At 69.2% G+C, this 26,505-nt stretch carries 24 protein-coding genes; 12 read left to right on the top strand and 12 right to left on the bottom strand.

The window, feature by feature from the left end:
- Positions 1-16: 16 nt before the first annotated feature.
- The 6 genes from A2790_RS04300 to A2790_RS04275 form a co-directional block, all read right to left on the bottom strand.
- Positions 17-1,177: a DegT/DnrJ/EryC1/StrS aminotransferase family protein gene (locus A2790_RS04300; RefSeq protein ID WP_293387987.1), complete on the bottom strand. Its 1,161-nt coding sequence runs from the start codon at positions 1,175-1,177 to the stop codon at positions 17-19.
- Between the two features lie 70 nt (positions 1,178-1,247).
- A complete protein-coding gene (locus A2790_RS04295; protein ID WP_293388582.1) occupies positions 1,248-2,534 on the bottom strand; it encodes an amidohydrolase family protein in 1,287 nt (428 codons plus the stop codon).
- Between the two features lie 82 nt (positions 2,535-2,616).
- Entirely contained in the window at positions 2,617-4,200 is a 1,584-nt protein-coding gene (locus A2790_RS04290) for an AMP-binding protein (RefSeq protein ID WP_293387985.1), read from the bottom strand.
- Between the two features lie 79 nt (positions 4,201-4,279).
- Positions 4,280-4,681 carry a DUF2177 family protein gene (locus A2790_RS04285; RefSeq protein ID WP_293387983.1) on the bottom strand — a complete coding sequence of 134 codons (402 nt, stop codon included), beginning with the start codon at positions 4,679-4,681 and terminating at the stop codon, positions 4,280-4,282.
- 19 nt (positions 4,682-4,700) lie between these two features.
- The gene (locus A2790_RS04280) at positions 4,701-5,726 is read right to left on the bottom strand and encodes a cyclopropane-fatty-acyl-phospholipid synthase family protein (RefSeq protein ID WP_293387980.1); all 1,026 of its coding nucleotides are present in this window, start codon (positions 5,724-5,726) and stop codon (positions 4,701-4,703) included.
- Positions 5,727-5,732: 6 nt separating this feature from the next.
- A complete protein-coding gene (locus tag A2790_RS04275; protein WP_293387977.1) occupies positions 5,733-6,524 on the bottom strand; it encodes a DUF1295 domain-containing protein in 792 nt (263 codons plus the stop codon).
- Between the two features lie 127 nt (positions 6,525-6,651).
- On the opposite strand from A2790_RS04275, the gene A2790_RS04270 reads away from it, so the two are divergent.
- Both A2790_RS04270 and A2790_RS04265 read left to right on the top strand, forming a co-directional pair.
- Complete coding sequence (locus A2790_RS04270; RefSeq protein ID WP_293387974.1) at positions 6,652-7,989, top strand: FAD-dependent oxidoreductase; 1,338 nt, start codon at positions 6,652-6,654, stop codon at positions 7,987-7,989.
- Positions 7,989-8,765, top strand: a complete 777-nt coding sequence (locus A2790_RS04265) for a DUF1365 family protein (protein WP_293387971.1) — start codon at positions 7,989-7,991, stop codon at positions 8,763-8,765. The genes A2790_RS04270 and A2790_RS04265 overlap by 1 nt, the downstream gene beginning before the upstream one ends.
- Here A2790_RS04265 and A2790_RS04260 read toward each other — a convergent pair.
- Entirely contained in the window at positions 8,762-9,529 is a 768-nt protein-coding gene (locus tag A2790_RS04260) for a class I SAM-dependent methyltransferase (protein WP_293387968.1), read from the bottom strand. The genes A2790_RS04265 and A2790_RS04260 overlap by 4 nt on opposite strands.
- A gap of 84 nt (positions 9,530-9,613) precedes the next feature.
- On the opposite strand from A2790_RS04260, the gene A2790_RS04255 reads away from it, so the two are divergent.
- The 8 genes from A2790_RS04255 to A2790_RS04220 all read left to right on the top strand — a co-directional run bounded on the left by A2790_RS04255 (position 9,614) and on the right by A2790_RS04220 (position 18,755).
- Complete coding sequence (locus tag A2790_RS04255; RefSeq protein ID WP_293387965.1) at positions 9,614-10,276, top strand: LemA family protein; 663 nt, start codon at positions 9,614-9,616, stop codon at positions 10,274-10,276.
- A gap of 1 nt (position 10,277) precedes the next feature.
- Entirely contained in the window at positions 10,278-11,102 is an 825-nt protein-coding gene (locus tag A2790_RS04250; protein WP_293387962.1) for a TPM domain-containing protein, read from the top strand.
- Positions 11,102-11,815, top strand: coding sequence for a TPM domain-containing protein (locus tag A2790_RS04245; RefSeq protein WP_293387959.1), 714 nt, complete (start codon positions 11,102-11,104; stop codon positions 11,813-11,815). The genes A2790_RS04250 and A2790_RS04245 overlap by 1 nt, the downstream gene beginning before the upstream one ends.
- A gap of 111 nt (positions 11,816-11,926) precedes the next feature.
- Positions 11,927-12,925, top strand: coding sequence for an HWE histidine kinase domain-containing protein (locus A2790_RS04240; protein ID WP_293387956.1), 999 nt, complete (start codon positions 11,927-11,929; stop codon positions 12,923-12,925).
- Between the two features lie 95 nt (positions 12,926-13,020).
- Positions 13,021-13,485 carry a (2Fe-2S)-binding protein gene (locus A2790_RS04235; protein WP_293387953.1) on the top strand — a complete coding sequence of 155 codons (465 nt, stop codon included), beginning with the start codon at positions 13,021-13,023 and terminating at the stop codon, positions 13,483-13,485.
- Between the two features lie 3 nt (positions 13,486-13,488).
- Positions 13,489-15,693, top strand: coding sequence for a xanthine dehydrogenase family protein molybdopterin-binding subunit (locus tag A2790_RS04230; protein WP_293387950.1), 2,205 nt, complete (start codon positions 13,489-13,491; stop codon positions 15,691-15,693).
- A 76-nt stretch (positions 15,694-15,769) separates the two neighbouring features.
- Positions 15,770-17,209: an MFS transporter gene (locus tag A2790_RS04225; protein WP_293387947.1), complete on the top strand. Its 1,440-nt coding sequence runs from the start codon at positions 15,770-15,772 to the stop codon at positions 17,207-17,209.
- A gap of 94 nt (positions 17,210-17,303) precedes the next feature.
- Entirely contained in the window at positions 17,304-18,755 is a 1,452-nt protein-coding gene (locus A2790_RS04220; protein WP_293387945.1) for an MFS transporter, read from the top strand.
- Between the two features lie 21 nt (positions 18,756-18,776).
- Here the strand turns inward: A2790_RS04220 and A2790_RS04215 are convergent, their stop codons facing one another.
- From A2790_RS04215 to A2790_RS04200, 4 genes are all read right to left on the bottom strand, one after another.
- A complete protein-coding gene (locus tag A2790_RS04215) occupies positions 18,777-20,138 on the bottom strand; it encodes a VWA domain-containing protein (RefSeq protein ID WP_293387943.1) in 1,362 nt (453 codons plus the stop codon).
- Positions 20,138-21,091 carry a MoxR family ATPase gene (locus A2790_RS04210; protein WP_293387941.1) on the bottom strand — a complete coding sequence of 318 codons (954 nt, stop codon included), beginning with the start codon at positions 21,089-21,091 and terminating at the stop codon, positions 20,138-20,140. Before A2790_RS04210 ends, A2790_RS04215 begins: the two co-directional genes overlap by 1 nt.
- Positions 21,092-21,344: 253 nt before the next feature.
- Complete coding sequence (locus A2790_RS04205; RefSeq protein WP_293387938.1) at positions 21,345-22,868, bottom strand: aldehyde dehydrogenase family protein; 1,524 nt, start codon at positions 22,866-22,868, stop codon at positions 21,345-21,347.
- 4 nt (positions 22,869-22,872) lie between these two features.
- Complete coding sequence (locus A2790_RS04200; protein ID WP_293387935.1) at positions 22,873-23,979, bottom strand: saccharopine dehydrogenase C-terminal domain-containing protein; 1,107 nt, start codon at positions 23,977-23,979, stop codon at positions 22,873-22,875.
- A 121-nt stretch (positions 23,980-24,100) separates the two neighbouring features.
- Here A2790_RS04200 and A2790_RS04195 point away from each other — a divergent pair, with 121 nt between their 5' ends.
- Entirely contained in the window at positions 24,101-24,526 is a 426-nt protein-coding gene (locus A2790_RS04195; RefSeq protein WP_293387932.1) for an Lrp/AsnC family transcriptional regulator, read from the top strand.
- Positions 24,526-25,281, top strand: a complete 756-nt coding sequence (locus tag A2790_RS04190) for a PIG-L family deacetylase (protein WP_293387930.1) — start codon at positions 24,526-24,528, stop codon at positions 25,279-25,281. Before A2790_RS04195 ends, A2790_RS04190 begins: the two co-directional genes overlap by 1 nt.
- Here A2790_RS04190 and A2790_RS04185 read toward each other — a convergent pair.
- Entirely contained in the window at positions 25,240-26,430 is a 1,191-nt protein-coding gene (locus A2790_RS04185; RefSeq protein WP_293387928.1) for a Gfo/Idh/MocA family oxidoreductase, read from the bottom strand. The two genes, A2790_RS04190 and A2790_RS04185, sit on opposite strands and share 42 nt — an antisense overlap.
- Positions 26,431-26,505 lie beyond the last annotated feature (75 nt).

Below are 26,505 nucleotides of genomic sequence, written 5' to 3'. Positions count from 1 at the left end.
GCAGCGGCAGGCCCGTCTAGCCGTTCCGTTTCACGTAGTTGCGGATCGAAGAGACGATGTGGTCCTGGTCGGCCTCGGTCAGGTAGGCGTGCATGGGCAAGGCCAGCACCTTCTCGGCGGCGGCCTCCGTCACCGGAAGGCCGCCGGGCTGGGGATAGCCGGCGTAGGGCGCCTGCTGGTGCAGGGGCACGGGATAATAGACCGCGGTCGGCACGCCCTCGGCCTTCAGGTGCGCGGCCAGCCCGTCGCGGTCGCCGGTCTCGATCACGTACTGGGCCCAGACCGAGACGCCGCCCCCGATCACGGGCGGGGTGCGCACCACGTCGCCCAGGCCCTCCGCATAGCGGGCCGCGACCTTGTTCCGTGCGGCGATCTCATCGGCGAAGATGGTCAGCTTCTGGAGCAGCACCGCCGCCTGGATCGTGTCCATCCGGCTGTTCATCCCGACCCGCATGTTCAGGTACTTCGGGTCGTGGTCGAAGGTGCGCCCTTCGAGGTCTGACTTCACCGCCTGGCCGTGGACCCGCAGGCTGACGAGCAGGTCGTGGAACCGGGCGTCCTTGCTCAGCACCGCCCCGCCATCGCCGTAGCAGCCCAGCGGCTTGGCCGGAAAGAACGAGGTGGTCGTCACGTCCGCCCAGTGGATCGGATGCTTGCCCCCGAGCGTGCAGCCGAAGCCCTGCGCCGAATCCGAGATGAGCTTGAGGCCGTGCTTGGCGCAGACCGCGGCGATCGCGGGATAGTCCGCCGGCTGGCCGAACAGGTCGACGGCGATCACCGCGCGCGGGGTCAGCTGGCCGTCGGCTTTCACCGCCGCGATGGCGGCGTCCAGCTTCGCAGGGTCGAGGTTGTAGGTGTCGGGCAGGACGTCGACGAACACCGGCGAGGCGCCGACCAGCGGCATGGCCTCGGCCGTGGCCGCGAAGGTGAAGGAGGGGCAGAAGACCGCGTCGCCCGGCCCGACCTTCCAGGCCATCAAAGGCAGGACCAGGGCCTCGGTGCCGGAGCCGCAGGAGAGCGCGTGCGGCGCCTGGCCGAAAGCCGCGAGCTCGGCTTCGAACTGGGCGATCTCGGGGCCCATGATGTAGGCCCCCGAGCGCACGACCTTGAGGATCGCGTCCTCAAGGGGCTGGCCCAGCCGCTGGCGCTGGGACTGCAGGTCGATGAAGGGGATCATGGCGGCGGCTTATGCCCTGCGTCGGCGGGCGCGGCCAAACACGCTTGGTTTCCCTTCCTTACGGCGTCCTTCAGTCCTTGTAGACTGTCCCGTCCTTCATCACGAACGCCACCTGCTTCAGGACCTCGACGTCCTTCAAGGGGTCGCCGTCGACGGCGATGAGGTCGGCGGCGTGGCCCGGGGTCAGCCGGCCGGCGACCGACGAGATCTGCAGGTGGTCGGCGGCGTGCACCGTCGCGGCCTGGATCGCCTCCAGGGGCGTGAGGCCTGCCTTGACCAGCAGGCCGAACTCTCCGGCGTTGTCCCCGTGCGCGGAGACGCCGGTGTCCGTCCCGAAGGCGATCGTCACGCCGGCGGCGTGGGCGCGGCGGGCCATGTCCAGCATCTTCGGGCCGGCCTCCAGCGCCTTCGCCGACTGCGCCGGGGTTAGGAAGTTATTGGGCCCGCTCGCCACCCGATAGACGAAGTCCCCGGCCATCAGGGTGGGCACCAGATAGGCGCCGTTCTTCTTCATCAGGGCGATGCCCTCGGCGTCGAGATAGGTGCCGTGCTCGATGGAATCGCCGCCGGCCTTCATGAAGCTGACGATGCCGTCGCCGCCGTGCGCGTGGGCGGTGACGCGCCGGCCCATGCGGTGGGCCGACTCCACGATCGCCTCCAGCTCCTCTTCGGCGAACTGCTGCGCCAAGCCCGCGGCCGTGTTGGAGAGCACGCCGCCCGTGGCGGTGATCTTGATCACGTCCGCGCCTTTCCAGACCTGCTCGCGCACGGCCCGCGCGCAGTCGGCGGCGCCGGAGCAGACCGACCCGGGCCGCAGCACGTGCATCAGGTCCTCGCGGAAGCCGTTCACGTCGCCGTGGCCGCCGTGGACCGAGATCGCCGAGCCGGCGGCCAGGATGCGCGGGCCGGCCACATCACCCAGCGCGGTCGCCTTCCGCAGGGCGAAAACCGCTTCGTTGTCGCCGCCGAGGTCGGCCACGGTGGTGAAGCCGGCCATCAGGGTCTTCTTCGCATAGCGGGCGCCGACCATGGCCTGTTCGGCCGAGGACTGGGTCACCTCCTCAAGGCGGGAGTTCGGGTTCTGCTGGCTGGTGATGTGGACGTGGCTGTCGATCAGGCCGGGCAGCACGAAGCTGTTCTTCAGGTCCACCACCTTGCCGCCGGGCTCGGAGACATAGCCGTCGGCGATGCGCACCACCTTGCCGCCCTGGATCACCAGGGTCTTCCGCGTCTCGACCTTGCCGGAGGCGGGGTCGAGCAGCACCCGGCCGGCCTGGACGAAGGTGGTGGCGGGCGTCTGTTGCGCTGCCGCAGGCGTGGCGAGGACGGCGGCCAGCGCCGCGCCGAGAACGAACATCTTCACTTGAAACCCCCGAAGCAGACTTCGGGAGAGCCTAGTTTCCATGTCCGCAAAGCGCCAGCCGTGAGCCTCGCAACGCCTAGATCTGCCGCGCGCGGCCTTCCCAGTACGGCGCACGCACCTTGCCGCGCTGGATTTTGCCGGCCTCGGAGCGGGGCAGGCTGGTGACGAAGTCGAGGCTGCGCGGGACCTTGAAGCTGGGCAGGCTGTCGCGGGCGAAGGCCAGGATCTCCTGCTCCAGCAGGTCCGACGGCTCGTAGCCCGGCTTCAGCAAGATCACCGCCTTGACCTGCTCGCCCCACTCGTCATGCGGCACGCCCACCGTCGCGCTGTCGGCCACCGCCTCGTGCTTGATCAGCTCGTTGTCAATTTCCTGCGGGTAGATGTTCACCCCGCCCGAGATGATGGTCTCGGCGCTGCGGCCGGTGAGGAACAGGTAGCCGTCCTCATCGAAGTAGCCCATGTCGCCCATGGTGAAGTAGTCGCCGACGCGGCTGGCCTGGGTCTTCTTCTCGTCCTTGTAATAGGTGAACCCGCCGCCGGGCGGGAGCTGGTGGTAGATCGTCCCCGAGACGTTGGGCGGGCACTCGTTCCCCTGGTCGTCCAGGATCTTGGAGCCCAGCAGCTCGGGACGCTTGCCGACCGAGCCGGGCTTCCGAAGCCACTCCTCAGAATTGATCATGAATCCCGCGCCGCCTTCGGAGCCGGCGTAGTACTCGCTCAGCACCGGGCCGAACCAGGCGATCATGGCGTGCTTGACCTCGGGCGGGCAGGGCGCCGCGCCGTGCACGATGTACTTCACCGACGAGATGTCGTGGCGCGCCTTCACCTCGTCCGACAGGGCCAGCAGCCGCTGGAACATGATCGGGACCAGGTGCATGTGGGTCACGCGTTGGGCGGCGATGGTCCGCAGCGTGTGTTCGCTGTCCCACTTGTCGAGGAACACCAGGGTCGCGCCGGCGCCCATGGCGGCGCGGACGTCGAAGGCCAGGGGGGCGGCGTGATAGGCCGGACCAGCGCAGAGCTGGACGGAGTCCTTGTCGTAGCCGCGCAGCGCGTACATCGCCTGGGGCGTGATCACCGGCGTCGGGCGGAAGACGCCCTTGGGCCGGCCGGTGGTGCCGGACGTGTAGAGCATCTGGTTGCCCAGGACCGGATCGTCGATGTCCGAGCTGTCGATCCCTGCCAGCGCTGCGTCGTAGCTGACGAACCCGTCCAGATCGCCGCCGACGGCGATCTTGATCTTGAGGTCGGGAGCCTGGGCCGTGGCGGCGACGGCGGCTGAGATGCGGGTCTCCACGAACACCGCCTGGGCTTCGCAATCGTTGAGGATGTAGGCGATCTCGTCGGCGGTCAGGTGCCAGTTGATCGGGGTGATCCGGAAACCGGCGCGCAGGGTGGCGGACTGGATCTCCAGGAATTCGTGCCGGTTGGACATGGCCAAGGCCACCGCGTCCCCCGCCTTGAGCCCTGCCTTGCGCAGGAGGCGCACGATGCGGTTCGCATTGGCGTTCACCTCGGCGAAGGAGCGGCGCGTCCCGTCCGGATCGACCACGGCTGCCTTGTCCGGCTGCACGTCGGCCCAGACGGCCATGGTCATGCCGTTGAGGGCGGCCTCCTCGAGCCGTTGGTTCAGGTCCTGACGTTCGAGCACCGCGTCCATGGCATCTCCTCCGCGTACAGATTTACACTGTATCGTGATCCTTCTTCGAAAGAGAATGGCACGTGGAGGGCGGTGACGCCTAGGCCTTCATGCGACGGAACACCCAGCCGCCGGCCGTCGCGCCCACCGCCGTGAGGAACGTGCCCCACGTGATGTCGATGACGGTGATGTGCGTGGACCAGACCTTGAGCGTCGCCTGGTTGGTCAGGTCGTAGGTGGCGTAGCAGAGGGCCCCCAGCATGCCGCCGGTGAGGGTGGTCTTCAGCAGCGGCTTGTCACGCGTCGGCCAGATCGCCAGCGCGAGGATACCGAGGATGTAGGCGAAATAGAACACGACCGCCGGCGGGAGCCTGGCCGAGGGCAGGGCCACCGGCTCCAGCGTCGGAAAGTACACCTTCGGCCCGAACTGGGTCAGCCAGATGATATCCAGCACCAGCACTGCCAGGGCCGTCGCGAAATAGGTGGCGATCAGTCGGATCATTCGGTGTCCCCCAAAGGCCTCAAGCCGGGCGCAGCCGGTAGTGGCTTACGCCCCACTCGGTCCCGCCACGGTGGCCGAAGAGGCCGGCGGTGGCGAGGAAGAACAGCCGCCAACGGCGATGCCAGAGCGTGGCGTCCTTGCCGTAAGTGACCTCGAGCACCGGCCGGATCTTGGCGATGTTGCGGTCGTAGAGGCCCAGCCAGTCGAGCGCCGTCCTCTCGTAGTGCCTGCCGCTCCAGCGCCAGTCCTGCTCCACGGTGAACAGGTCGGGGAACTGGGCCATCAGCCCGTGGCTGGGCATCACGCCCCCCGAGAAGAAGTACTTTCCGATCCAGTCGGCCTCGTCGTTGAGATCGAACCGGTAGGGCGTCGTCCTGTGCGTGAAGACGTGGATGAACAGTCGGCCGTCGGGCTTAAGCCAGGTCTTCACCCGCCCGAGCAGGGCGCGCCAGTTCGACATGTGCTCGAACATCTCGACGGACACGACCCGGTCGAAGGCGCCGGGCGCCTCGAAGTCATTCATGTCGCAGGTGATCACCTCCAGGTTCGACAGGCCGCGCTCCTGGGCGCGGGCCAGGATGAAGGCCTTCTGGCTCGCCGAGTTGGATACGGAGGTGATCTTCGCGTTCGGGTAGGCCTTCGCCATCCACAGGGACAGCGAACCCCAGCCGCAACCGAGCTCCAGGATGCGCTGCCCGTCCTTGAGGTCGGCGTGCTCTGCGGTCTCCTTCAGGGCATGCTCCTCGGCCTCGGCGATCGTGTCGCCGGAAGTCCTGTAGAGGCAGGACGAATACTTCAGCTGCGGGCCGAGGCAGTTCAGGAAGAACGCGGCCGGCACCTCGTAGTGCTGGGCGTTCGCCGCATCGGTGTGCTCGGCGATGGGGTGCTCGGCCATGTCGCGCGCGAAGGCCGCTTCCGTCCCGGCGCCGGCCTTGGAATGCTCGCGGCGCGCATTCGCCACCAAGAGGTGGATGGCGGTCTTGCGGACGATATCGGGCAGCGGCGCGCCCTCGAACGTGTCGATGGTGGCGGAGATCAGGCTCATGCGGACTCAGGCTTTGGGTGGGAGGGGGAAGAAGACGCTGACCCGCTTCTGATAGCCGCGGAACGCGTCACCGCGCGACTTCAGCATGGCCTCCTCCAGCGGCGGGACGCCGGAGACATAGCGGAGCAGGCCATACATGACAGCCGGCGCCACGAGGGTCAGCAGACTGACCGGCCGCGCCGGATCCAGGGCCATGATCGGATAGGCCATCCAGCCCAGCCACTGGAAGAAGTAGTTCGGGTGGCGCGACCAGGCCCAGAGGCCGGCGTCGATCACCTTGCCCTTGTTGGCCGGATCGCCCCGGAAGCGCTTCATCTGGGTGTCCGCCACCGTCTCGCCGACGATGGCTGCGAGGTAGATTAGCGCGGCCAGGGCGTCGCGCAGGTCGAGGGACGGCTCGGGTCGCTGGGCCGCAGCCACGACGCTCAGCGCCAGCAGCGCGGTGGCGGGCGCCTGGGGCAGGCTGACCCAGAGCATGGTGAGCGGGTAGTTTTTCGCGGACTTGCGGAAGGCGGCGTAGCGCGGGTCCTCGGGATGGCCCGCGACGCGCGGCGCCAAATAAAGGCCCAGGCGCAGGCCCCACGCCAGCATGAAGCCGGCGATCACCAGGCGGCGGGCCTGGCTGCTGTCGGTTCCCGTGGCGACGACCGCGGCGCCCGCCAGCACCAGACCGGTTCCGAAGCTCCAGAACACATCGGTCCAGCCGCCGTTCTTCACGGCCAGGCCGAACGCCCAGGCCGCGGCCATCACCAGGGTCATGGCGAGAAGCACGCCCACTACGATCTGCAACAGCATCATGCAGCGATACGACCACGTTCCGCGACCAGACGCATCCGGTGCTGTGATCGCCTCGTAGCGTTTGCTAAGCAGGCCGCGCGTGCGGCGACACGCCGGCTGCGCTGTGCGGACAAGGCTTGGAGCGGATATGGGTGGCGGTGAGCGGCTGAACGTCGCCGTGGTCGGCAGTGGCGTTGCGGGCCTGTCCGCCGCCTGGCTCTTGTCGCAGGCGCATAACGTCACCCTCTTCGAGGCTGACCACCGCCTGGGCGGGCACGCCCACACCGCCGAGGTTCCCGGCGTCCACTGCCTGGTGCCGGTGGACACCGGCTTCATCGTCTACAACGAAGGCAATTATCCGAATTTCACGGCGATGCTGGCCCATCTGGGGGTACCCAGCCTGAACGCCGACATGAGCCTGTCGGTGTCGCTGGACGACGGCGCGTTCGAATACTCCAGCTTCGGCCTGGGCGGCATATTCGCCCAGAAGCGCAATCTTCTGTCGCCGCGCTTCTGGCGCCTGCTTCTGGATATCGAGCGCTTCTTCCGCACCGCGCCGCGCGACCTGGAGATGCTGGAGCGCCAGGCGACGCCGCTGGACGCCTATCTGGCCGCCAAGGGCTATGGCGACGCGTTCCGCGACGATCACCTGCTGCCCCAGGCGGCGGCCATCTGGTCGACGCCGCTGGACCAGATCGGCGCCTATCCCGCCGCCTCGCTGATCCGCTTCTTCCAGAACCACGGCATGATGAGCATCGTCGGGCGGGGCCTGTGGCGGACCGTCGAAGGCGGCTCCCGGGCCTATGTCGCCAAGCTCGTCGCGGCGTTCCGGGGCGAAGCGCGCAAGGGGGTGCGGGTCGTGGGCGTGCGGCGCGACGTCAATGGCGCGGAGCTGCGCCTGGCCGGGGGCGGCCGCGAGCGGTTCGACCAGGTGGTGCTGGCCACCCACGGCGACACCGCGCTCGCCCTCCTGGAGGATCCGTCCGCGGACGAGAAGCGCCTACTGGGCTGCTTCCGCTACAGCCGTAACATGGTCGCATTGCACACCGATCCTGTGCTCATGCCGAAACGCCGCCGGGCCTGGTGCAGCTGGAACCATATCGGCCGTCGCGCCGCGCCGGGCGAGGGTGCCGTGACCTATTGGATGACCCGCCTGCAGAGCCTGCGGGGCGCCCCCGATCTCTTCGTGACGCTGAACCCCAACAAGGAGATCGCCGCGGACAGGCTGATCAAGACCGAGATCTACGATCACCCGCTGTTCGACGCCGGCGCCATCGCAGCCCAGCGGGAGATGTGGGATATCCAAGGCGCGCGGCGGACCTGGTTCTGCGGCTCCTACCTGGGCCACGGCTTCCACGAGGACGCGCTGCAGTCCGGCCTGGCCGTGGCCGAGCAGCTGGGCGGCGTCCGGCGGCCCTGGACGGTGGCGGACGAGAACGGCCGCATCCACGTGCGCGCGCCGGTCCTGGCGGAAGAGGCTGCCTGATGGCGGTTTCGGGGCTCTTTCCCGGGGTCGTTTCGCACACCCGGCTGAAGCCCCGGCGCCACGCGCTGCGCTACCGCATCTTCATGCTGCTGCTGGACCTGGACGAGCTGGCCGAGCTGGACCGGAACCTGAAGCTGTTCTCGCTGCTCAGGTTCAACCTGGTCGGCTTCGATCCGCGACGCCACGGCGACGGCTCGGCCACGCCGCTGAAGCAGCAGGTGGAAGCCCAGCTCGCGGCGGCCGGGATCGCCCATGGCGGGCCGATCCACCTCCTCGCCATGCCGCGGATCCTCGGCCTGGGGTTCAATCCCCTGACGGTCTACTTCTGCCACCGGCCCGACGGGGCGTTGAGCGCCGTGCTGTACGAGGTCAACAACACCTTCGGCGAGCGACACAGCTACCTGATCCCGGCCGAGGACGCGCCGGTCGTGAAACAGTCCTGCGAGAAGGGCTTCTACGTCTCGCCGTTCATGGACATGGACCTGAGCTACGCCTTCCGGGTCCGGCCACCGGGCGACAAGGTCCAGGTTCTCGTCGACGTGGACGACGCCGAGGGCCGGGTGCTGTCCACCGGCTTCGTGGCCGAGCGCCAGGCGCTCACCGACCGCAACCTGGCGCGGGCATGGCTCACCCATCCCTGGATGACCGTCGGCGTGGTCGCCGCCATCCACTGGGAGGCGCTCTTCATCTGGCTCAAGGGCGAGGAGATCCGCCAGCGTCCGGCCAAGCCCCAATGGCCGGTGACGGTGGTCAACCCGGCGAAGATCGCCGCCTAGAGTTTGCGGAACACGAAGATGTCGCCGACGCCGCCTAGGTCGATGGGCGGGCGGTCCGGGACGAGACCCGCGGTGGCGGCCAGCGGGACCGGGTCCGTCATGTAGTAGGTCAGCCGCTCAGCGCTGCGATGCGCGATCCGTCCGGTCTCGTCGGCCAGCACATATTCCAGCACCTGCTCCAGCCGGTTCGCCCCCTCCTTGAAGCTGCGTTCCAGCACGAACAGCAGAAGCGCCCGACCGTCCCCCAGGTGCTGGTCGAGCACCGGGCGGCGCGGATCCGGCGGCTCGAGCCCACGCATCAGTTCGAGTTTCGGCAGGTGGAAGGCCGCCAGCCCACCGGACGGCAGGTGGCGCGCGGCCACGGCGAAGGTGTTGCGCCAGGCCGCGCCGGTCGGCACGTGCGCCAGGGTGAAGAACGGACAGATCACCAGGTCGAACGTGCGCTTCAGGTCCAGGGAGGTCATGTCCCCCCGCCGAAGTTCGATGCGCTCGCGCAGGTCCGGCGGCAGCCCGGTCACCCTGGCCTCGGCCTGGGACAGCATGACCGGCGAGATGTCGACCCCGCAGACCCGGAAGCCGCGAGCGGCCAGGCCGATGGTCAGCCGGCCGGTGCCCGCGCCGAGCTCCAGAAGCGCACCGGCGTCGGGCGCGAGACCCGCATAGATGTCCTCATCGCCCAGCAGCTTCGCGTCCGCGCCGGTGATCCGGTCGTAGAACACGGCGCTGAGACTGCCGGGGGCGTAATAGGGCTTGGCCTTGGCCATGGGCCCTTGTGCCGTCGCCGTTGCGCAGGATCAATGTCCAGGCCACATAACGTCAGCCTTCTGCGGGCTTCGAAGGGAACCTCGATGAACAGCCTGATCCGCCGTTTCCGGAGCCTCGCGCTCGTGCTGATCGCGCCGCTGGCGCTGGCCGCGTGCGGGGTCAATGCGATCCCCACCAAGGAGGAGAAGGCGAAGGCTCAGTGGGCCGAGGTGCAGAACCAGTACCAGCGCCGCGCCGACCTGATCCCCAACCTGGTGGCTACCGTGAAAGGCTACGCAGCCCAGGAAAGCAACGTGCTGGTGGCCGTGACCCAGGCGCGCGCCAGCGCCACCCAGGTCCGCTCGGACGCGGGCATCACCACCGACCCCGCCGCCTTCCAGCGCTATGCGGCCGCCCAGAACAACCTGTCCCTGGCCCTGGCCCCCATGCGCGTGCTCCAGGAACAGTACCCGGACCTGAAATCGAACGAGAACTTCATGGCGCTGCAGAGCCAGCTCGAAGGCACCGAGAACCGGATCGCCATCTCGCGGCGCGACTACAACGAGGCCGTCCGCGACTTCAACACCACGCTGCGCACGTTCCCCCAGATCATCTGGGCCAAGACCATGTACTCGTCGACCCAGCCGATGCAGCTGTTCCAGGCCACCGCCACGGCCCAGTCGGCGCCCACCGTGGACTTCGCGCCCGCCGCGCCGCCTGCCGCTCCGCCTGCGGGCGCCGCGCCCGGCTCGCCGCCGCCGAAGTAGCTTGGGCCTGCTCCGACGCCTCCGGGTCGGACTGGCGCTCGCGCTGGTCCTGCCGACCGTCGCCCTCGCGGCGCCGAACTTCCCGCCGCTCACCGGGCGGGTCGTGGACAACGCCGAGATCCTGTCGCCGGCCGCGGAGGCGCGGCTGACGCAGGAGCTGGCAACGCTGGAGCAGCAGACCGGCCACCAACTCGTCGTGGCGACGCTGCCGGACCTGCAGGGCTACGAGATTGAGGATTACGGCTACCAGCTGCTCCGAACCTGGGGCATCGGCCGCAAGGAACAGGACGACGGCGCAATCCTCATCGTGGCGCCCAACCAGCGGAAGGTGCGGATCGAGGTGGGCTATGGGCTAGAGCCGGTCCTGACCGACGCGCTCTCCAGTCTGATCATCCAGCGCGCCATCCTGCCGGCCTTCAAGGCGGGCGAGATGGAGAAGGGCGTCGTCGACGGGACCGAAGCCATCGTTCGCCAGATCGGCCTGCCGCCCGATCAGCAGAAGGCAGCCGTGGCCGAGGCGGAGTCCGCGCCGAAAGTCACCATCGCCGCGGACGAGCGCGGCGACAGCGGCGTCGGCGTGCCGCTGATCGTCATCATCGTCGTCGTTTTCTGGGTGCTCAGCGGCATCCTTCGCGCGTTCGGCGGGCGTCGCCGACGGGGCGGCAGCGGGCTCTGGTGGCTGTTGCCCTTCATCCTCTCGGGTCCGGGCTCCAGCCGGCGCGGCGGCTGGAGCGGCGGCGGAGGGTGGTCGAGCGGCGGGGGTGGCGGCGGGTTCTCCGGCGGCGGCGGATCGGGCGGGGGCGGCGGCGCCTCCGGGAGCTGGTGATGGCGAAGCTGAACCTGACGCCCGAAGATCTGGCCGCGGTCGAGGCCGCCGTGCGCGCCGCCGAGGCGCGGACCACGGGGGAGATCTACTGCGTGGTGGCCGAGGAGAGCGCGGACTATCACGCCACCCCGCTGGCCTGGGCGGCGGGCGTCGCCCTTCTGGCCCCTGCGATCCTGCTGCTGCTCGGCATCGAGGTGACGGCGCCGGACATGTCCCTGTTCGGCGGCTGGACCGCGGACCAGGTCGAAGACGTCGGCGAGGCGACCGCCCGCGCCGCCCTGGTGGGCACGCTGCTCATGCAGGGGCTGCTGTTCGTGGCGACCCTCTTCATCGTGGCCATTCCGCCGATGCGCCGGGCGTTGACGCCGCGAGGCTTCAAGCGCGATCGGGTCCGGGCCCGGGCCGAGGAGCAATTCCTTTCCAAGAACCTCCACGCCACCCGCGAGCGGACCGGCGTGCTCATCTACGTCTCGGCGGCGGAGCGGATGGCCGAACTGATCGCCGACGAGGCCATCCACGCCCAGGTTCCGGAGGACACCTGGGACCGGGCCATGTCGGTGCTGGTCGCCGGTCTCAAGCAGGGCCGGCCGGCCGAGGGTTTCGCAGCGGCCGTAGCGCTCTGCGGTGACGTTCTGGCCGAACGTTTCCCGCCGCGGCGGGGCGACAATCCCAACGAGCTGTCCGACGCGGTGGTCGTGCTGCCGCGGGTCTGACGGCCGACGCCGCGCTGAAGCTGCGACCTATTCACATAGGCTGTTGTGGCGTCCGGCCGAGGGGGCCAGATTGCCGCTGGCTGTAGCGTGCGGCCGTTGGGGGCCGAGGATTTGGCGAAGGGCGGCGACAAAGAGACCGCTGAGGTCCTGCGCGAACGTCTCCGGCGCCTGGAGGCGGCGGTGGAGGCTGCCGGCCTCGGCCTGTGGGAGTGGGATGTTCGCAGCGGCGAGCTGACCTGGAACGCCCGCAATCGCGAGCTGTTCGGCGTCGAGCCGGACCGGCCCCTGACGATCGCGGACTATCCTGAACTGGTGCATCCCGACGACAGGGATCTGGTCCGCGACGCCTATCGCCGGGCGAGCGAAGGGCCGCAGGATGCCCTCTTCAGCATGGAGCACCGAACCCGGCCGACGGCCGAGGCCCGGCCGCGCTGGATCCTGAGCCGCGGACGGCTGCTGAAGGATGCCTCCGGCGTCGTGCGGGCCGTGGGCTCGAACCTCGACATCACCGACCGCAAGTCCGCGGAAGAGCGTCGCAGCCTGGTGCTGAGGGAACTGGCCCACAGGGCCAAGAACGGCATCCTGGTGATGATGTCCTTCGTCGCCCAGACGGCGAAGGGCGTCGACACGGTCGAGGACTTCAAGGCCGTCCTGATGGCCCGGCTGCAGTCCATGGCCGACAGCCAGGACCTGGTCACGCAGACATCCGAAGGCTCCTTGCGCCTGGGCGACCTGCTGGGCCGGGCCCTGACGCCGTTCGACCCATCGCGCTTCGACATCGATGCGCGGCTGGGCGAGCTGCGCATCTCGAACGACATGGTGATCGCCATGGCGCTCCTGCTCCACGAGCTTTCGACCAACGCCGTGAAGTACGGCGCGCTGTCGGCGCCCGCGGGCCGCGTGAAGCTAGAACAGATCCCGGACGACGGCCCGAACGCACATCTGCGATGGTCCGAAACCGGCGGGCCGAAGGTGAACCCCCCGTCGCGTCGCGGCTTTGGCACCCGCCTCCTCGACATTTCCCTGCGCAACAATGGCGGCCACGTCGTGGCCCGCTTCGAGCCCCAGGGCTTCGAGGCCGACATCTGCTTCCCGGTCGAGCGGGATTAGGCGGCGCCGAACATTACAGCTCCGTCATGCACCGGCGCTTTCCCGAAGGGGGACGCACGGGGTAGCATCATCCGGACAAGGGCGGAGATGCAGGCATGGCCTATTCCCTCACAGTGAACGGCAAGGCGGTCAGCGCCGACGTCGATGGCGACACGCCACTTCTCTGGGTGCTGCGTGACACCCTGGGCTTCGTAGGCACCAAGTATGGCTGCGGGGTCGCCGCGTGCGGGGCCTGCACCGTCCATATCGACGGCCAGCCGATGCGCGCCTGCCAGATCCCCGTCGAGAGCGTGGGTGCGGCCAAGATCAGCACCATCGAGGGCATGGCCGCCCATCCCGTCGGCAAGAAGGTGCAGGCGGCCTGGATGGAACTGGACGTCGCCCAGTGCGGCTACTGCCAGGCGGGCCAGATCATGAGCGCCACGGCCCTGCTGGCAAAGACGCCCAAGCCCACCGACGCCCAGATCGACGAGGCGATGAACGGCAACATCTGCCGCTGCGCCACCTACGTCCGCATCCGCGCCGCCATCAAGCGCGCCTCCGGCCAGAAGGAGGTCTGAGCCATGACCTATCATGACCTGAAGGCCAACCGCCGCGAGATCCTGACGTCGGTCGGCGCCGGGGGCCTGACCCTCGCCTTCTCCATCGCTTCCAAGGCCGAGGCCCAGGACGACACCGTCAAGCCGCTGAACGCCTATGTGCGGGTGGCGCCGAACGGGAAGGTGACGATCACCGCCAAGAACCCCGAGGTGGGCCAGGGCGTGAAGACGATGCTGCCCATGCTGATCGCAGAGGAGCTCGACGTGGCGTGGGAAGACGTCGTGATCGAGCAGGCCGACAGCGATCCGAAGGCCTACGGCCGCCAGTTCGCGGGCGGCAGCATGGCCACGCCGCTGCACTGGGAAGAGCTGCGCCGCGTGGGCGCGGTGGCGCGCGCCATGCTGATCCAGGCCGCCGCCACCGCCTGGAACTGCGGGCCGGGCGACTGCGCCACCGTTCCGGGCAACGTGGTCCACAAGCCCTCGGGAAAGAAGCGCACCTACGGCTCGCTGGCCATGGCCTGCGCCAACGTCACGCCGCCGGATCCCAAGTCCCTGACGCTGAAGGATCCCAAGACCTACAACATCATCGGCAAGCCCAAGGCCCAGTACGACGTCGCCAAGATCGTGACCGGCGAGCCGCTGTTCGGCATCGACGTGCGCCGTCCGGGGATGCTGTACGCCACCTACGAGAAGGCGCCGGTCTTCGCCGCCACGGTCGCGAGCGCCGATCTCGAGGCGGCCAAGAGCGTCAAGGGCGTGCGCAAGGCCTTCGTGGTCGAGGGCGATCCCAAGGCCATGAGCCCCGGGCCCGGCAACATCGGCCAGGGGCTGATGCCCGGCGTGGCCGTGGTTGCCGACAGCTGGTGGGCGGCGCGCAAGGGCCGCGACAAGCTGAACATCAAGTGGAACGACCACCCCACCTCGAAGCAGTCGAGCAAGCTGTTCGCCGAGCAGGCCAAGGCCATCGCGGCGGGCAAGGCCCAGCGCACCGCCCGCAACGACGGCGATGTCGACGCGGCGCTGAAGGCCTCGGCCAAGACGGTGGAGGCGGCCTACGCCTACCCGTTCCTGAGCCATGCCAACCTCGAGCCGCAGAACTGCACCGCGGAGTTCAAGGACGGGAAGCTGGAGATCTGGGCCCCGACCCAGAACCCCGAGCCCGGCCGCCAGCTCACGGCCAAGACCCTGGGCATCAATCCCGACGACATCACCGTGCACATGATCCGCGGCGGCGGCGGCTTCGGCCGCCGGCTGGCCAACGACTACATGGTCGAGGCCGCCTGGATCGCGCGCGAGACCGGCGCGCCGGTCAAGCTGCTGTGGACGCGCGAAGACGACATGGCCCACGACCACTACCGGCCGGCGGGCTTCCACTTCTTCCGCGGCGGCGTGGATGCGGCGGGCAACGTCACCGCCTGGCACGACCACTTCGTCACCTTCGGCGAAGGCACGACCATGGCGCCCAGCGCCGGCATGTCGGCGGCCGAATATCCCGCGCGGTTCGTGCCCAACTGCCGGCTGGAAGTTTCCACCATGCCCCTGGGCGTGCCCACCGGGCCGCTCCGGGCGCCGGGCTCCAACGCCCTGGCCTTCGTCATGCAGTCGTTCATCGACGAGCTGGCGCACGCGGCGGGGGCGGATCCCCTGGCGTTCCAGATCAAGCTCCTGGGCGACAAGCCCACGGTCGGCGAACCGCCGGCCGCCTATGGCGCGGCCCGCATGCGCGGCGTGCTGCAGGCGGTGGGCGAGATGTCCGGCTGGGGCAAGACCAAGCTGCCCATGGGCGAGGGCATGGGCGTGGCCTGCTACTACAGCCACCTGGGCTACTTCGCCGAGGTGGCGCATGTGGCCTGCTCGCCCGAGGGTGCGGTGAAGGTCAAGAAGGTCTGGGTGGCCGCCGATGTCGGCAGCCAGATCATCAACCCGCACGGCGCGCTCAACCAGGTGCAGGGCTCGGTGCTGGACGGCCTCTCCGAGGCGCTCCACCAGGCCATCACCATTGAGGCCGGCCGGGTCGAGCAGTCGAACTTTACCGACTACCGCCTGATGCGCATCTCCGAGGCGCCCGCGGTGGAGGTGAAGTTCCTGAAGACCGACTTCCCGCCCACCGGACTGGGCGAGCCGGCCCTGCCGCCGGCGATCCCGGCCCTGACCAACGCCATCTTCGCCGCCACCGGCAAGCGCATCCGCAGCCTGCCGATCACGCCGGACATGCTGAAGGCCTGAGCCGACGCACGCCTGAGGCTTGCCTGCGGCCGCGCAGGGAATACGGTCCAGCGCCCACGGCGTGCGGGAGGATGATTTGGCGGAGGGGATCGAAGCTCGGCCCACGGCCGCGCCTCCTCGGCCGAGCCTGCCGGTCAAGTTCCTCTACGGCCTGGGGAACATGGGCGAGTCGTCGTTCATCGCCGCCGTGGCGTTCGTCTTCTTCTACTACACGGCGGTGCTGGGGCTGTCGGGCAGCCTGGTCGGCGCGGCCCTGTTCCTGGGCCTCTGCGCGGACGCCGCGGTCGATCCGTTCTTCGGCTCCTGGTCCGACAACATCCGCTCGCGCTTCGGCCGCCGCATTCCGCTGATGGCGTTCGGCGGGCCGCTGATGGCCTTGAGCGTCGGCATGCTGTTCGCCCCGCCGGCAGGCCTGCCCGACCTTGCGCTCTTCGCCTGGCTGGCCGGCTGGGCGATCGTGGTGCGGGCCGGCGTCTCGATGTTCCACGTGCCCTACGTCGCCCTCGGCGCCGAGATGTCCGCCGACTATCACGAGCGGTCCAGCGTCGTGGCCTGGCGCACGGTCTTCGGCATCCTCGCCACCGGCGCCGCCACGGGCCTGGCCTATTCGGTGTTCTTCAAGGGCGAGGGCGGATTGCAGAAGCCCGAGGGCTATCCCGGCTTCGGCTGGACGATCGCGGCGATCATCGCCGTCTCGACCCTGATCTCCACGATCGGCTCGGCGCGTTACGCCGCTTCGCTTCCCGGCGTTCCCACAGTGGACCGCCACCTGCTGCGACGCCTGCCTGGCGAGGTGGCGGAGATCTTCCGCAACCCTTCGTTCCGCATCCTCTTCTTCGCCGCGGGCGTCTGCTACACGGCGGTCGGCGTGAATTCGGCCTTCAACAGCCATGCCTACGTCTTCGTCTGGAAGCTGCAGCCGCAGATGATCCAGACCGCCACCTTCTTCTTCCTCGGGGGCCTCTTCCTGGGCGTGCCGCTGACTCCGCTGGTGTCGCGCGTGATCGAGAAGAAGACGGTGGCGATGATTGGCATGGGCCTGGTCGGGGGCGCCTGGCTTCTGCTCGGCCTGCCGCGGATCGCGGGGCTGGTGACGCTGGAGGGCGCGGCCGCGACGCCGCTCCTGTCGGCCCTGGTCGCGGTCGCGGGGCTCGGCGCGGGGTTCTGCGCCATCGCCTTCCCCTCGATGATGGCCGACGCAGCCGACGAACATCGGCATCTGTTCGGCCGCCGCCGCGAGGGGCTCTATTTCGCGGGCCTGGGCTTTGCGTTCAAGGCGGCCACCGGCCTCGGCGTTCTGGTCTCGGGCTTCCTGCTGGACCTGATCCGGTTTCCCAAGGACGCCGGCCGCGACATAGGGCTGACGCTCTCGGAGCCGCTCCAGCACCGGATCCTGTTCGCCTGGGGCCCCTTCGGCGCGATCGTGGTCGTCGGCGCCATCGCGATCCTGGGGGCCTATACGATCACCCGCCGTCGCCACGCCGAGGTCGCCGCGGCCCTGGAGGCGGCGGAATAGGGCGCGCGTGACGTGGGGTCATGGTTGCCACGGGTCGGCAGGGGGCTACCGTTTCCACAACAAGAACCGCACGGGAGGAAACCAGGTGGCGGTCGTGGACGGCGTACAAGGCATGGGCGGTGAGGCCGCCGGGACCCAGGCGGCGTCGCATGAGGGCGCGTTGAAGCCCTCGGGCGCGGTGAAGTTCTTCTACAGCATCGGGCAGTTCATCGAGTCCGGCTACCTGGCGATCAACGCCTTCATCTTCTTCTACTACACGGCGGTTCTCGGCCTCTCGGGCAGCATGGTGGGCGCTGCGCTCGCCATCAGCATGACCGTGGACGCGGCCCTCGACCCGCTGATCGGCTCCTGGTCGGACAGCGTCAGGTCCCGCTTCGGCCGCCGCCTGCCGATGATGCTGCTCGCCGCGCCGCTGACCATGGTCACCATGGGCCTGCTGTTCGCCCCGCCGTCGGGAATGACGCCCTTCCTGCTGTTCGTCTGGCTCACCCTGACCAAGGGCAGCGTCCGCGCCTTCGCCTCGATGTACAACATTCCCTACTTCGCCCTGGGCGGAGAGATGTCGGACGACTACGTCGAGCGCTCGCGCATCGTGGCCTACCGCCTGCTCTCCGGCATTCTGATCAGCGTCCTGATCACCGCCCTGGCCTATTCGGTGTTCTTCGCCGGCGAGGGCGGCCTGCAGGATCCGGCGCGCTATCCCGCCTTCGGCTGGACGATCGCGGCCCTCGTCCTCGCAGGCGGGCTCATCTGCTGCGCCGGCGTCTGGCGCTATGCGGCCGCCCTGCCGCAACCCAGCACCGCGCCGGAGCCGATGATCAGCCGCTTCGTCGGCGAGGTGACGGAGATCCTGCGCAACCGCACCTTCCTGATCCTGTTCCTCTCGATGCTGCTGTTCGCCAGCGCCGTGGGCGTGCACCAGGCCCTGAACAACCACACCTACGTCTTCGTCTGGAAGCTCCGGCCTGAGACGATCCAGGTGATCACCTACGTCTACCTGGCCGGCATTCTGGCGGGCGTGCCGCTGACGCCCGCGCTGCTGCGCAGGATGGAGAAGAAGACGGTGGCCGCCATCGGCTTCGCCCTGGTCGCCATCGGCTGGATCGTCCTGCCGGGGGCGCGCGGCCTGGGCCTCTTCGCCCCCGTCGGCGCGGACGCCTTGCCGTGGCTCTGCGCCAGCGCCCTGATCTTCGGCCTGGCCTCGGGCCTCGTCTTCATCGTGTTCCCGTCGATGATGGCCGACGCGGCCGAAGAGCACGAGCACCTGCATGGCTCCCGCCGGGAGGGGCTGTTCTTCTCCGGGCTCGGTTTTGCGGGCAAGGCCTCCAACGGCATGGGCCTCCTGATCGGCGGCTTCGCCCTGGACCTGCTGCGCTTCCCCCGCGATGTCGGCCGGCAGGTGAACGCCGTGGTCCGGAGGATGTTCTGTCCCACCTGGTCCTGGCCTGGGGCTGGGTTCCGGCCGTGCTGGTCGGCCTCGGCGCCCTGGTGTTCGCCCCCTACGCCATCACGCGGGCGCGGCACGAACACATCACGGCAGCGCTGAAGGTGAAGCGCGCCGGGGACGTCAGTGCGGGACGTAGCTCCTGAGCACGTCCTCGATGATCCGCTCCAGCTGCTCGATGGTGCCGCACTGCTTGGCCACGTGGCAGAAGCGGGCGTAGCGGTTCATCACGCTGTCGCCCTGGCCCCAATAGCTCTCGGGCTCTGGGTTCAGCCAGATCACCGCGCGGCTCCGGTCGTGGATCTGCTTCATGATATCGAGGCGCGGGTCGGCGAAGTTCGACCGGCCGTCGCCCAGGAAGATCACCGTGGTGCGGCGGTCCAGGCTGTCGAGGTGCTGGTCGGCGAAGTCCTGTAGCGAGCGGCCATAGTCGGTCTGCTGGAAGCCGATCTCCTGCAGCACCTTCAGGATCGCGCCCTCGACCCCGTTCTCGTCCAGGATGTCGTTCACGCTGATCATCCGCCCGGAGAAGGCGAAGGCGTCCATCCGGTCGACCACCTCGTTCAGCGAATAGAGGAAGGTCAGCAGGAACTGGGCGGCCGCGGCCACCGACTTGCTGACGTCGCAGATCGCCACGATCGACGGCTTGTCGACCTTCTTGACCTTCCACTCGATCCGGAACGGCACGCCGCCATAGGCCATCGACCGGCGCAGGGTCTTGCGGACGTCCAGGTGGCCCTTCTGAGCGGCGCGGCGGCGGCGCGCGTACTTGGTGGCCAGCCGCTTGGCCATCTTCTTCACCAGCGCCTGCATGAGCTGGTAGTCCACGGGATCGACCCCGCCGTCGGCGTTCAGCTGCTTCCGCGCCAGCCGCTCCTCGCGCAGCTCCCGGGCCGAGCCTGCGGCGTAGAGATCATGCTGCCGCGCCACATACTGCTGGGCCTGGGCGAACAGCTCGCGCCGCGCCTGATCCAGCCGGTCGGCCAGCCCCTCGCCCTCGCCGTTGGGCATGCGGCGGGCATTGGCGATGATCCGCTCGATCTCCTCCAGCCCCATCTCCTCCAGCAGCCGCCGCGTCAGGCGCGAGCGCTGGGTGGTCAGGCGGATGTCGGCGACGCCGGCGCGGGCGGCCGCTTCCTCCATGGACTGCTGGACCTGGGCGCTGTCGCCTTGCAGCACCGCCTGGGCAAGCGGCGAGCTTTCGGTGGCCGCCATGTCCTCTTCGGACGGCTCGTCCCGCTCCGAGCCCTCGGGCGGCGGCGGGGGCGCGGCGTCGCGGGCGAAGAAGGTGTCGAACACCGCCTCGAACCGGCCCACCTCCTCGGCAGACTTGGCCAGAGTCGAGCACAGGGCGTCGCGGAACAGGGTCCGGTCGCCGTAGCCGGTGACCGCCACCGCCCGGCTGGCGTCGATCGCCTCGGCCGGCGAGACCCGGACGTCGGCGGCGCGCAGGGCGCGGAAGAACTGTTCGAGGGTGTGCTGCATCACTTGCGGTGCAGCAGCTCGACCACCTGGGGCTCGACCGCCGCGATGTCCTGCTCGAACTTCAGGATCACGTTCAGGGTGTCGCGGACCACCTCCGGCGCCAGGCTGCCGGCGTGCAGCAGCACCAGGGCGCGGGCCCAGTCCACGGTCTCCGAGATCGACGGCGACTTGCGCAGATCCAGGCTGCGCAGGGTCTGGACGAAGGCCACCAGCTCGCGGGTCAGCTTCGCCTCGATGCCGGGCACGCGGCTGGCCACGATCCGCTCCTCCAGCGCCGCCTCGGGCAAGGGGATGTGCAGGTGCAGGCAGCGGCGCTTCAGGGCGTCGCCCAGGTCGCGGACGTTGTTCGAGGTCAGGAACACTAGCGGCGGCGTCTTGGCCTTCAGGACGCCCAGTTCAGGCACTGAGACCTGATAGGCCGACAGCACCTCCAGCAGGAACGCCTCGAACGCCTCGTCCGACTTGTCCACCTCGTCGATCAGGAGGACGCAGCCATCGTCCTCGCGCAGCGCCTTCATCAGCGGCCGCGGCTCTAGGAACGGCTCGGAGAAGAACAGGTCGCCCATGCCGTGCAGGCGCTCCATGGCCGCGTCCATGTCGGGCGCGTCGGCCAGGGTCTCGCCCATCCGGTCCTTGAGGATCTGGGTGTAGAGCAGCTGCTTGCCGTACTTCCACTCGTACAGCGCCTTGGACTCGTCCAGGCCCTCGTAGCACTGCATCCGGATCAGCGGCAGGCCGAGGAGCGTGGCGGTGGACAGGGCCAGCTCGGTCTTGCCGACCCCGGCCGAGCCCTCCACCAGGATCGGCTTCTCCAGCTTCACGGCCATGAAGAGGGCGGTCGCGATGCGGCGCGAGGCGATGTAGCCGACCGAGCCCAGGCCCTCGATCAGGGCGTCGACGGAGGCCAGCGGGTCGGCGGCGTTGGCCGCCGCCGCCGGAGGGGAAATGGTCAAAACAGGGTCTTTCGAAATGAAGTTCTGAAAGCCCGATTGTGCCAAGGCCGCGTCGGTCAGGCAAACGCCCGTTTGACGCGTCGCTCTTCCCGCTCCTCCCGCGTCCTGGAGAGGACGGGGGGAGGTGGCAGCGAAGCTGACGGAAGGGGCGTTAGGCCGCAAGCTCGGAGCCGGCGGTCTTACGCCCCCTCCGTCTCGCCGCCTATGGCGCCGATCCACCTCCCCCGCTGCGCGGGGGAGGAGCTGGAAACGCCTAAACGTCGAACTTGACGCCTTGAGCCAGGGGCAGGGTCTTGCCGTAGTTCAGGGTGTTGGTGGCGCGGCGCATGTAGGCCTTCCAGGAGTCGGAGCCCGCCTCGCGGCCGCCGCCCGTCTCCTTTTCGCCGCCGAACGCGCCGCCGATCTCGGCGCCCGAGGGGCCGATGTTGACGTTGGCGATGCCGCAGTCCGAGCCGCGGGCCGAGATGAACAGCTCGGCCTCGCGCATGTCGTTGGTGAAGATCGAGGACGACAGGCCCTGCGGCACGTCGTTCTGCAGCGCGATGGCCTCGTCCAGGTCGCGGTACTTCATGACATAGAGGATCGGGGCGAAGGTCTCCCGCTTCACCACCTCGGCCTGACTGTCCATCTCGACCAAGGCGGGCCGGGCATAGAACGCCTCGCCCATCTCCACGCGCTCGCCGCCGGTGACCTTGCCGCCCGCCGCCTTGGCGTCGGCCAGGGCCTTCTGCATCAGCTCGAAGCCCTGGGCGTCGATCAGCGGGCCGACCAGCGTGCCCGTCTCACGGGGATCGCCGACCTTCACCGAGCCATAGGCTGCCTTCAGGCGGGGCAGGAACGCGTCGTACTGGCTTTCGTGGACGAACAGCCGGCGCAGGGTGGTGCAGCGCTGGCCGGCGGTGCCCATGGCCGCGAAGGCCACGCCCCGCAGCGCCAGGTCCAGGTCGGCGGTCGGCGCGATGATCGCCGCATTGTTGCCGCCCAGTTCCAGGAGCGCGCGGGCAAACCGTTGCGCCAGCCGCGGGCCGACGGCGCGGCCCATGGCCGTGGAGCCGGTGGCGCTGACCAGCGGGACCTTGGGATGGTCGACCAGGGCCTCGCCCACCTCTCGGCCGCCGATCACCACCGACGACAGGCCGGCGGGGACCTCGCCGAACTTGGCGCAGGCGCGGTCGAACAGCGCCTGGACCGCCAGGGCCGTCAGCGGGGTCTTCTCCGAGGGCTTCCAGACGCAGGAATCGCCGCAGACGAAGGCCAGGGCCGAATTCCACGACCAGACGGCCACGGGGAAGTTGAAGGCCGAGATGACGCCCACGACGCCCAGCGGGTGCCACGTCTCCATCATCCGGTGATCCGGACGCTCGGTGGCGATGGTCAGGCCGAACAGCTGGCGCGACAGGCCCACGGCATAGTCGCAGATGTCGATCATCTCCTGGACTTCGCCCAGGGATTCCGAAGTCACCTTGCCGGCTTCCAGGGTGACGAGGGCGCCGAGGTCGGCCTTGGCCGCGCGCAGCTCTTCGCCCAGCAGGCGCACCAGCTCCCCGCGGCGGGGGGCGGGCACGTTGCGCCAGGCCAGGAAGGCGGCGTGGGCAGCCTCGATGGCGGCGTCCACCTCGGCCTTCGAGGCGTCGTGGACCTGGGCCATCACCTCGCCGGTGACGGGCGAGCGGACGGGGCGGTTGCCGCCCGTCCAGAGGGCTTCGGCCACGCCCAGCCGCGCGAGGACGGCGGCGGCTTCCGCCGAGGCGGAGGTGATCTTGGCTTGCACGGTCATGGGGCTACTCGGCGGCGGCGCGGAGGGGGAGGACGTCCGGGGCGTAATAGCGCCCGAAGCGGTTGGCGAGGAAGGCGTGCAGCGGGATGTCTTCCTGGCGGATGAAGCCGCTCGAGGGGATCGACCCGTCCGTCAGCATGTCCAGCACCGCGCAGATCGCGCCGGCGGTGGTGATCTGGATGGCGCTCTTAACCTCGCCGCCGATCTCCTGGGCGTAGACCTTGTTGACGTAGGTTTCCTGCATCAGGTGCCCCTTCTTCATCCCCGAGACGGTGACGAAGACGATGACCACGTCCTGCATGGTGGCCGGCACCGAGTTTTCCAGGATGTCCTTGAAGACGTCCCGGCGGTTGCGCAGGTTCAGGTCGTTCAGCAGCGCCTTCATGATCGCCGCGTGGCCCGGATAGCGGATGGTCTTGTAGTTCAGGTTCCGCACCTGGCCGTCCAGCGTGTGGCAAAGGGTGCCCAGGCCGCCCGAGGTGTTGAAGGCCTCGTAAGTCACGCCGTCCAGGGCGAACTCCTCGCACTCCTCCAGCGCCGGCGTCTCGCGCAGCTTGCCGTTCACGATGGCTTCGCACGGCTCGCAGTACTCGTTGATCACCCCGTCCGTGGACCAGGTCAGGTTGTAGTTCAGGGCGTTGGAGGGATAGCGGGGCAGGGCGCCGACGCGCAGGCGCACGTCGTGCAGCTGGTCGAAGTGCTTGATCAGGTCCCAGGCGGCGATGGTGATGAAGCCGGGCGCCAGGCCGCACTGCGGGATGAAGGCGGTCTTGGAATCCTTGGCCAGTTCGCGGACGATCCGGCTGGCGGCCACGTCCTCGGTCAGGTCCAGATAGTGCGCGCCGGCGGCCTTGGCGGCCCGGGCGACGGCGGTGGTCAGGTGATAGGGCGCGCAGTTCACCACGGCGAAACAGCCGGTGAGCTTGTCGGTCAGGGCGCCGGACTCGTCGATGGCCATGGCGGCGGTGGTCACGTTGGTGCGGCCGGCGAACTCGGCCAGGGCCTCGGCGGACTGGTCGATCAGGACGGCCTCGTAGGCGCCCGACCCCACCAGCAGATCCACCACAGTCGAACCGATCTTGCCGGCTCCGACGACTGCCACCTTGCGCATACGATTTGCCTCCCTTTGAGCCGAAGCAGAATCTCGCTTGGCGCGGCCACATTCAATTGGCGCCCCGGCGATATGCGGGCTTAGATTGGGCGGATCGCCGACTAGATTGTACGGAACGCCGATGGACGACCTGGACGAACACCTGCTGGCCCGCCTGCGCGACAACGCTCGCGCGCCGGTGGCGGAACTGGCCCGCGCCCTGGGCCTCTCGCGCACCACCGTACAGAGCCGCCTGGCCAAGCTGGAGCGCTCGGGGATCATCGCCGGCTACGCGGTGAGGCTCGCCGGCGGCTATGAAGCGGGCCGGGTCCACGCCTTCATCATGCTGACGGTGGAGCCCAAGCAGGCGGCGGCGGTGACCGCGGCGCTGAAGCGGATGCCGGGCGTGCGGCGCCTGCAGTCGGTGAGCGGCCCCTTCGACCTGATCGCCACCGTCGAGGCGGCCGGCGTGGCCGAGATGGACGCGATCATCGACGAGATCGGAGCCGTGAAGGGCGTCGAGCGCACCAACACCTCGCTCGTCCTCTCCACCAAGTTCGACCGCTGATGGCCCGGGTCCTCGCCGTCCACGCCCATCCGGACGACGTCGAGATCCTGGTGGGCGGCACGCTGGCGCTGCTGGCCGGTCGTGGCCACGCGATCCGCATCGTCACCGCCACGGCGGGCGAGGGCGGCTCGGCCGAGTTCGATCCCGCCGAAACGGCGCGGGTTCGCCAGGCGGAAGCCGCCGCCTCGGCCGCGCACATCGGGGCCCAGTTCCGCTGCCTGGGCTTTCCCGATCTCGGCGTGTTCAACGACGACCCCTCCCGGCGCGCCGTCACCGAAATGGTCCGCCAGGCCGCGCCCGACGTGGTGATCACCGCCTCGCCCTCCGACTATCACCCCGACCACGAAGCCATTGGGCTTCTGGTGCGCGACGCCTGTTTCGCCGCGCCGGTGGCCAACTACCGCACCGGCCCATCGCCGGCCCTGGCGACGATACCGGCCCTATACTTTACCGACGCCATCGGCGGCCGGGACCGCGACGGCGTCCGGCTGAAGCGCGACTTCGCGGTCGACATCGGCGCCGTCTTCGCCACGAAGCGCGCCATGCTGGCCGAGCATCGCAGCCAGGCGGCCTGGGTTCTGAAGCAGCACGGCATTTCCGACCTGGGCGCCGACATGGAGGCCTGGAGCCGCCGCGTGGGCGCCGACTTCGGTGTGGACCTGGCCGAGGGCTTCCGCCAGTACCGCCACACGCCCTATCCCAAGGCGCCTGTCCTACAGGACCTCGTCGGCGAGTCGCTGCTCGCCAACCCCTGAGCGGGCCATATCGTAGCGCGCCCACATCGGGCCGCAGTCCACCACCTGGCGCTCTTCCATCGCCCGGTCGATGGCCATCACCGTCAGGCCCGCCTCCATCGACTCGTACGGGGAGACCGGGAACGGCGCCTGCCCCTCCAGCGCGGCCAGGAGGTCCAGGGCCATGGCCTGGTCTGCGCCGTTGTGCGCGTCGGCGGTGACGCCGCCGTATTCGATCTTCTCCGGCCGGCCGCGAAACAGGGCCCGGCGGACCATCAGCTTGTTGCGCACCAGGTCGGCGATCAGCGTCCCCTCCGTCCCCGCCACGTACCACCGCCGCTCGGTCAGGGCCGTATGGCTGTTGGCGTGGAAGCTCAGGCGCACGTCGTTGGCATACTCGACGATGGCCACTTGGTGGTCGGTGACGTCCATGTCGGACTGGAAGGCGTCGTTCGCGCCCGCCCAACCGGCGTCGCGCAGCGCATAGGCGGCGGAGCCGTCCTCCCAGGCGCGCGGCGGGTCGACCCGCTGGGCGGTGAAGATCCGCCGCCCGCCGAAGCTGGCCACCCGCGCAGGCCTCGCCCCAACCATCCGGCCGAACACGTCGAAGTCGTGGACCACCTTGTCGAGCAGGTAGGAGCCGCCCCATTCCTGGCGGCGCCGCCAGTTGCGGGCCAGGTAGCCACCGTGCTCCGGCGGCAGGTGCTCGGTGGCGTCGATGGAGACAAGCTCGCCCAGGTCCCCGCCGTCGATCCGGGCCAGGATCTCCCGCACGATCGGCAGCGAACGCATGACCAGGCCGACATAGACAGGCGGCGCCCCCGTCGCCAGCCGCCCCGCCAGGGCCTCGGTCTCGGCCTCGGTGCGCACGATCGGCTTCTCGGCGAAGATCGGCGCGCTCTGGTCCAGCGCGAAGGCGAGATGCTCGAAATGCAGGTGGTTGGGCGCGCCCAGCATCAGCAGGTCGAAGGGGCCGCCCTTCATCAGCTCGGCTGGCGTGGGAAATGATCGTCCCATCGGGATGTCCGCCGCCTCAAGGATCGGCTGGCCCACCGGCGCAGGGTCCACGTAGCCGGCGAGATCCAGGTTCCAGCCCACCTCCTGCATGGCGGCCAGCACGTGGGCGATGCGCTGGCCAAGGCCGATGACGCCGATGCGATAGGTGGTCATGGCCCGATGATGCCTCGACCATATCCCGACGTCATCTCCACCGCGCTCCCGCCCCCCAATCCGGAGGTCGCATGC

The sequence above is a fragment of the Phenylobacterium sp. RIFCSPHIGHO2_01_FULL_69_31 genome (assembly GCF_001824475.1).
Classification (GTDB): Bacteria; Pseudomonadota; Alphaproteobacteria; order Caulobacterales; family Caulobacteraceae; genus Phenylobacterium.
Note: the sequence above shows the minus strand (reverse complement) of the source record. Positions and strands in the feature narration are given on the sequence as shown.

Excerpts from the sequence above, each read along its gene's own strand:
- A2790_RS04300 (WP_293387987.1), bottom strand. The coding sequence starts at position 1,177 with ATGATCCCCTTCATCGACCTGCAGTCCCAGCGCCAGCGGCTGGGCCAG.
- A2790_RS04295 (WP_293388582.1), bottom strand. The coding sequence starts at position 2,534 with ATGTTCGTTCTCGGCGCGGCGCTGGCCGCCGTCCTCGCCACGCCTGCG.
- A2790_RS04290 (WP_293387985.1), bottom strand. The coding sequence starts at position 4,200 with ATGGACGCGGTGCTCGAACGTCAGGACCTGAACCAACGGCTCGAGGAG.
- A2790_RS04285 (WP_293387983.1), bottom strand. The coding sequence starts at position 4,681 with ATGATCCGACTGATCGCCACCTATTTCGCGACGGCCCTGGCAGTGCTG.
- A2790_RS04280 (WP_293387980.1), bottom strand. The coding sequence starts at position 5,726 with ATGAGCCTGATCTCCGCCACCATCGACACGTTCGAGGGCGCGCCGCTG.
- A2790_RS04275 (WP_293387977.1), bottom strand. The coding sequence starts at position 6,524 with ATGATGCTGTTGCAGATCGTAGTGGGCGTGCTTCTCGCCATGACCCTG.
- A2790_RS04270 (WP_293387974.1), top strand. The coding sequence starts at position 6,652 with ATGGGTGGCGGTGAGCGGCTGAACGTCGCCGTGGTCGGCAGTGGCGTT.
- A2790_RS04265 (WP_293387971.1), top strand. The coding sequence starts at position 7,989 with ATGGCGGTTTCGGGGCTCTTTCCCGGGGTCGTTTCGCACACCCGGCTG.
- A2790_RS04260 (WP_293387968.1), bottom strand. The coding sequence starts at position 9,529 with ATGGCCAAGGCCAAGCCCTATTACGCCCCCGGCAGTCTCAGCGCCGTG.
- A2790_RS04255 (WP_293387965.1), top strand. The coding sequence starts at position 9,614 with ATGAACAGCCTGATCCGCCGTTTCCGGAGCCTCGCGCTCGTGCTGATC.
- A2790_RS04245 (WP_293387959.1), top strand. The coding sequence starts at position 11,102 with ATGGCGAAGCTGAACCTGACGCCCGAAGATCTGGCCGCGGTCGAGGCC.
- A2790_RS04235 (WP_293387953.1), top strand. The coding sequence starts at position 13,021 with ATGGCCTATTCCCTCACAGTGAACGGCAAGGCGGTCAGCGCCGACGTC.
- A2790_RS04230 (WP_293387950.1), top strand. The coding sequence starts at position 13,489 with ATGACCTATCATGACCTGAAGGCCAACCGCCGCGAGATCCTGACGTCG.
- A2790_RS04215 (WP_293387943.1), bottom strand. The coding sequence starts at position 20,138 with ATGCAGCACACCCTCGAACAGTTCTTCCGCGCCCTGCGCGCCGCCGAC.
- A2790_RS04205 (WP_293387938.1), bottom strand. The coding sequence starts at position 22,868 with ATGACCGTGCAAGCCAAGATCACCTCCGCCTCGGCGGAAGCCGCCGCC.
- A2790_RS04200 (WP_293387935.1), bottom strand. The coding sequence starts at position 23,979 with ATGCGCAAGGTGGCAGTCGTCGGAGCCGGCAAGATCGGTTCGACTGTG.
- A2790_RS04195 (WP_293387932.1), top strand. The coding sequence starts at position 24,101 with ATGGACGACCTGGACGAACACCTGCTGGCCCGCCTGCGCGACAACGCT.
- A2790_RS04190 (WP_293387930.1), top strand. The coding sequence starts at position 24,526 with ATGGCCCGGGTCCTCGCCGTCCACGCCCATCCGGACGACGTCGAGATC.
- A2790_RS04185 (WP_293387928.1), bottom strand. The coding sequence starts at position 26,430 with ATGACCACCTATCGCATCGGCGTCATCGGCCTTGGCCAGCGCATCGCC.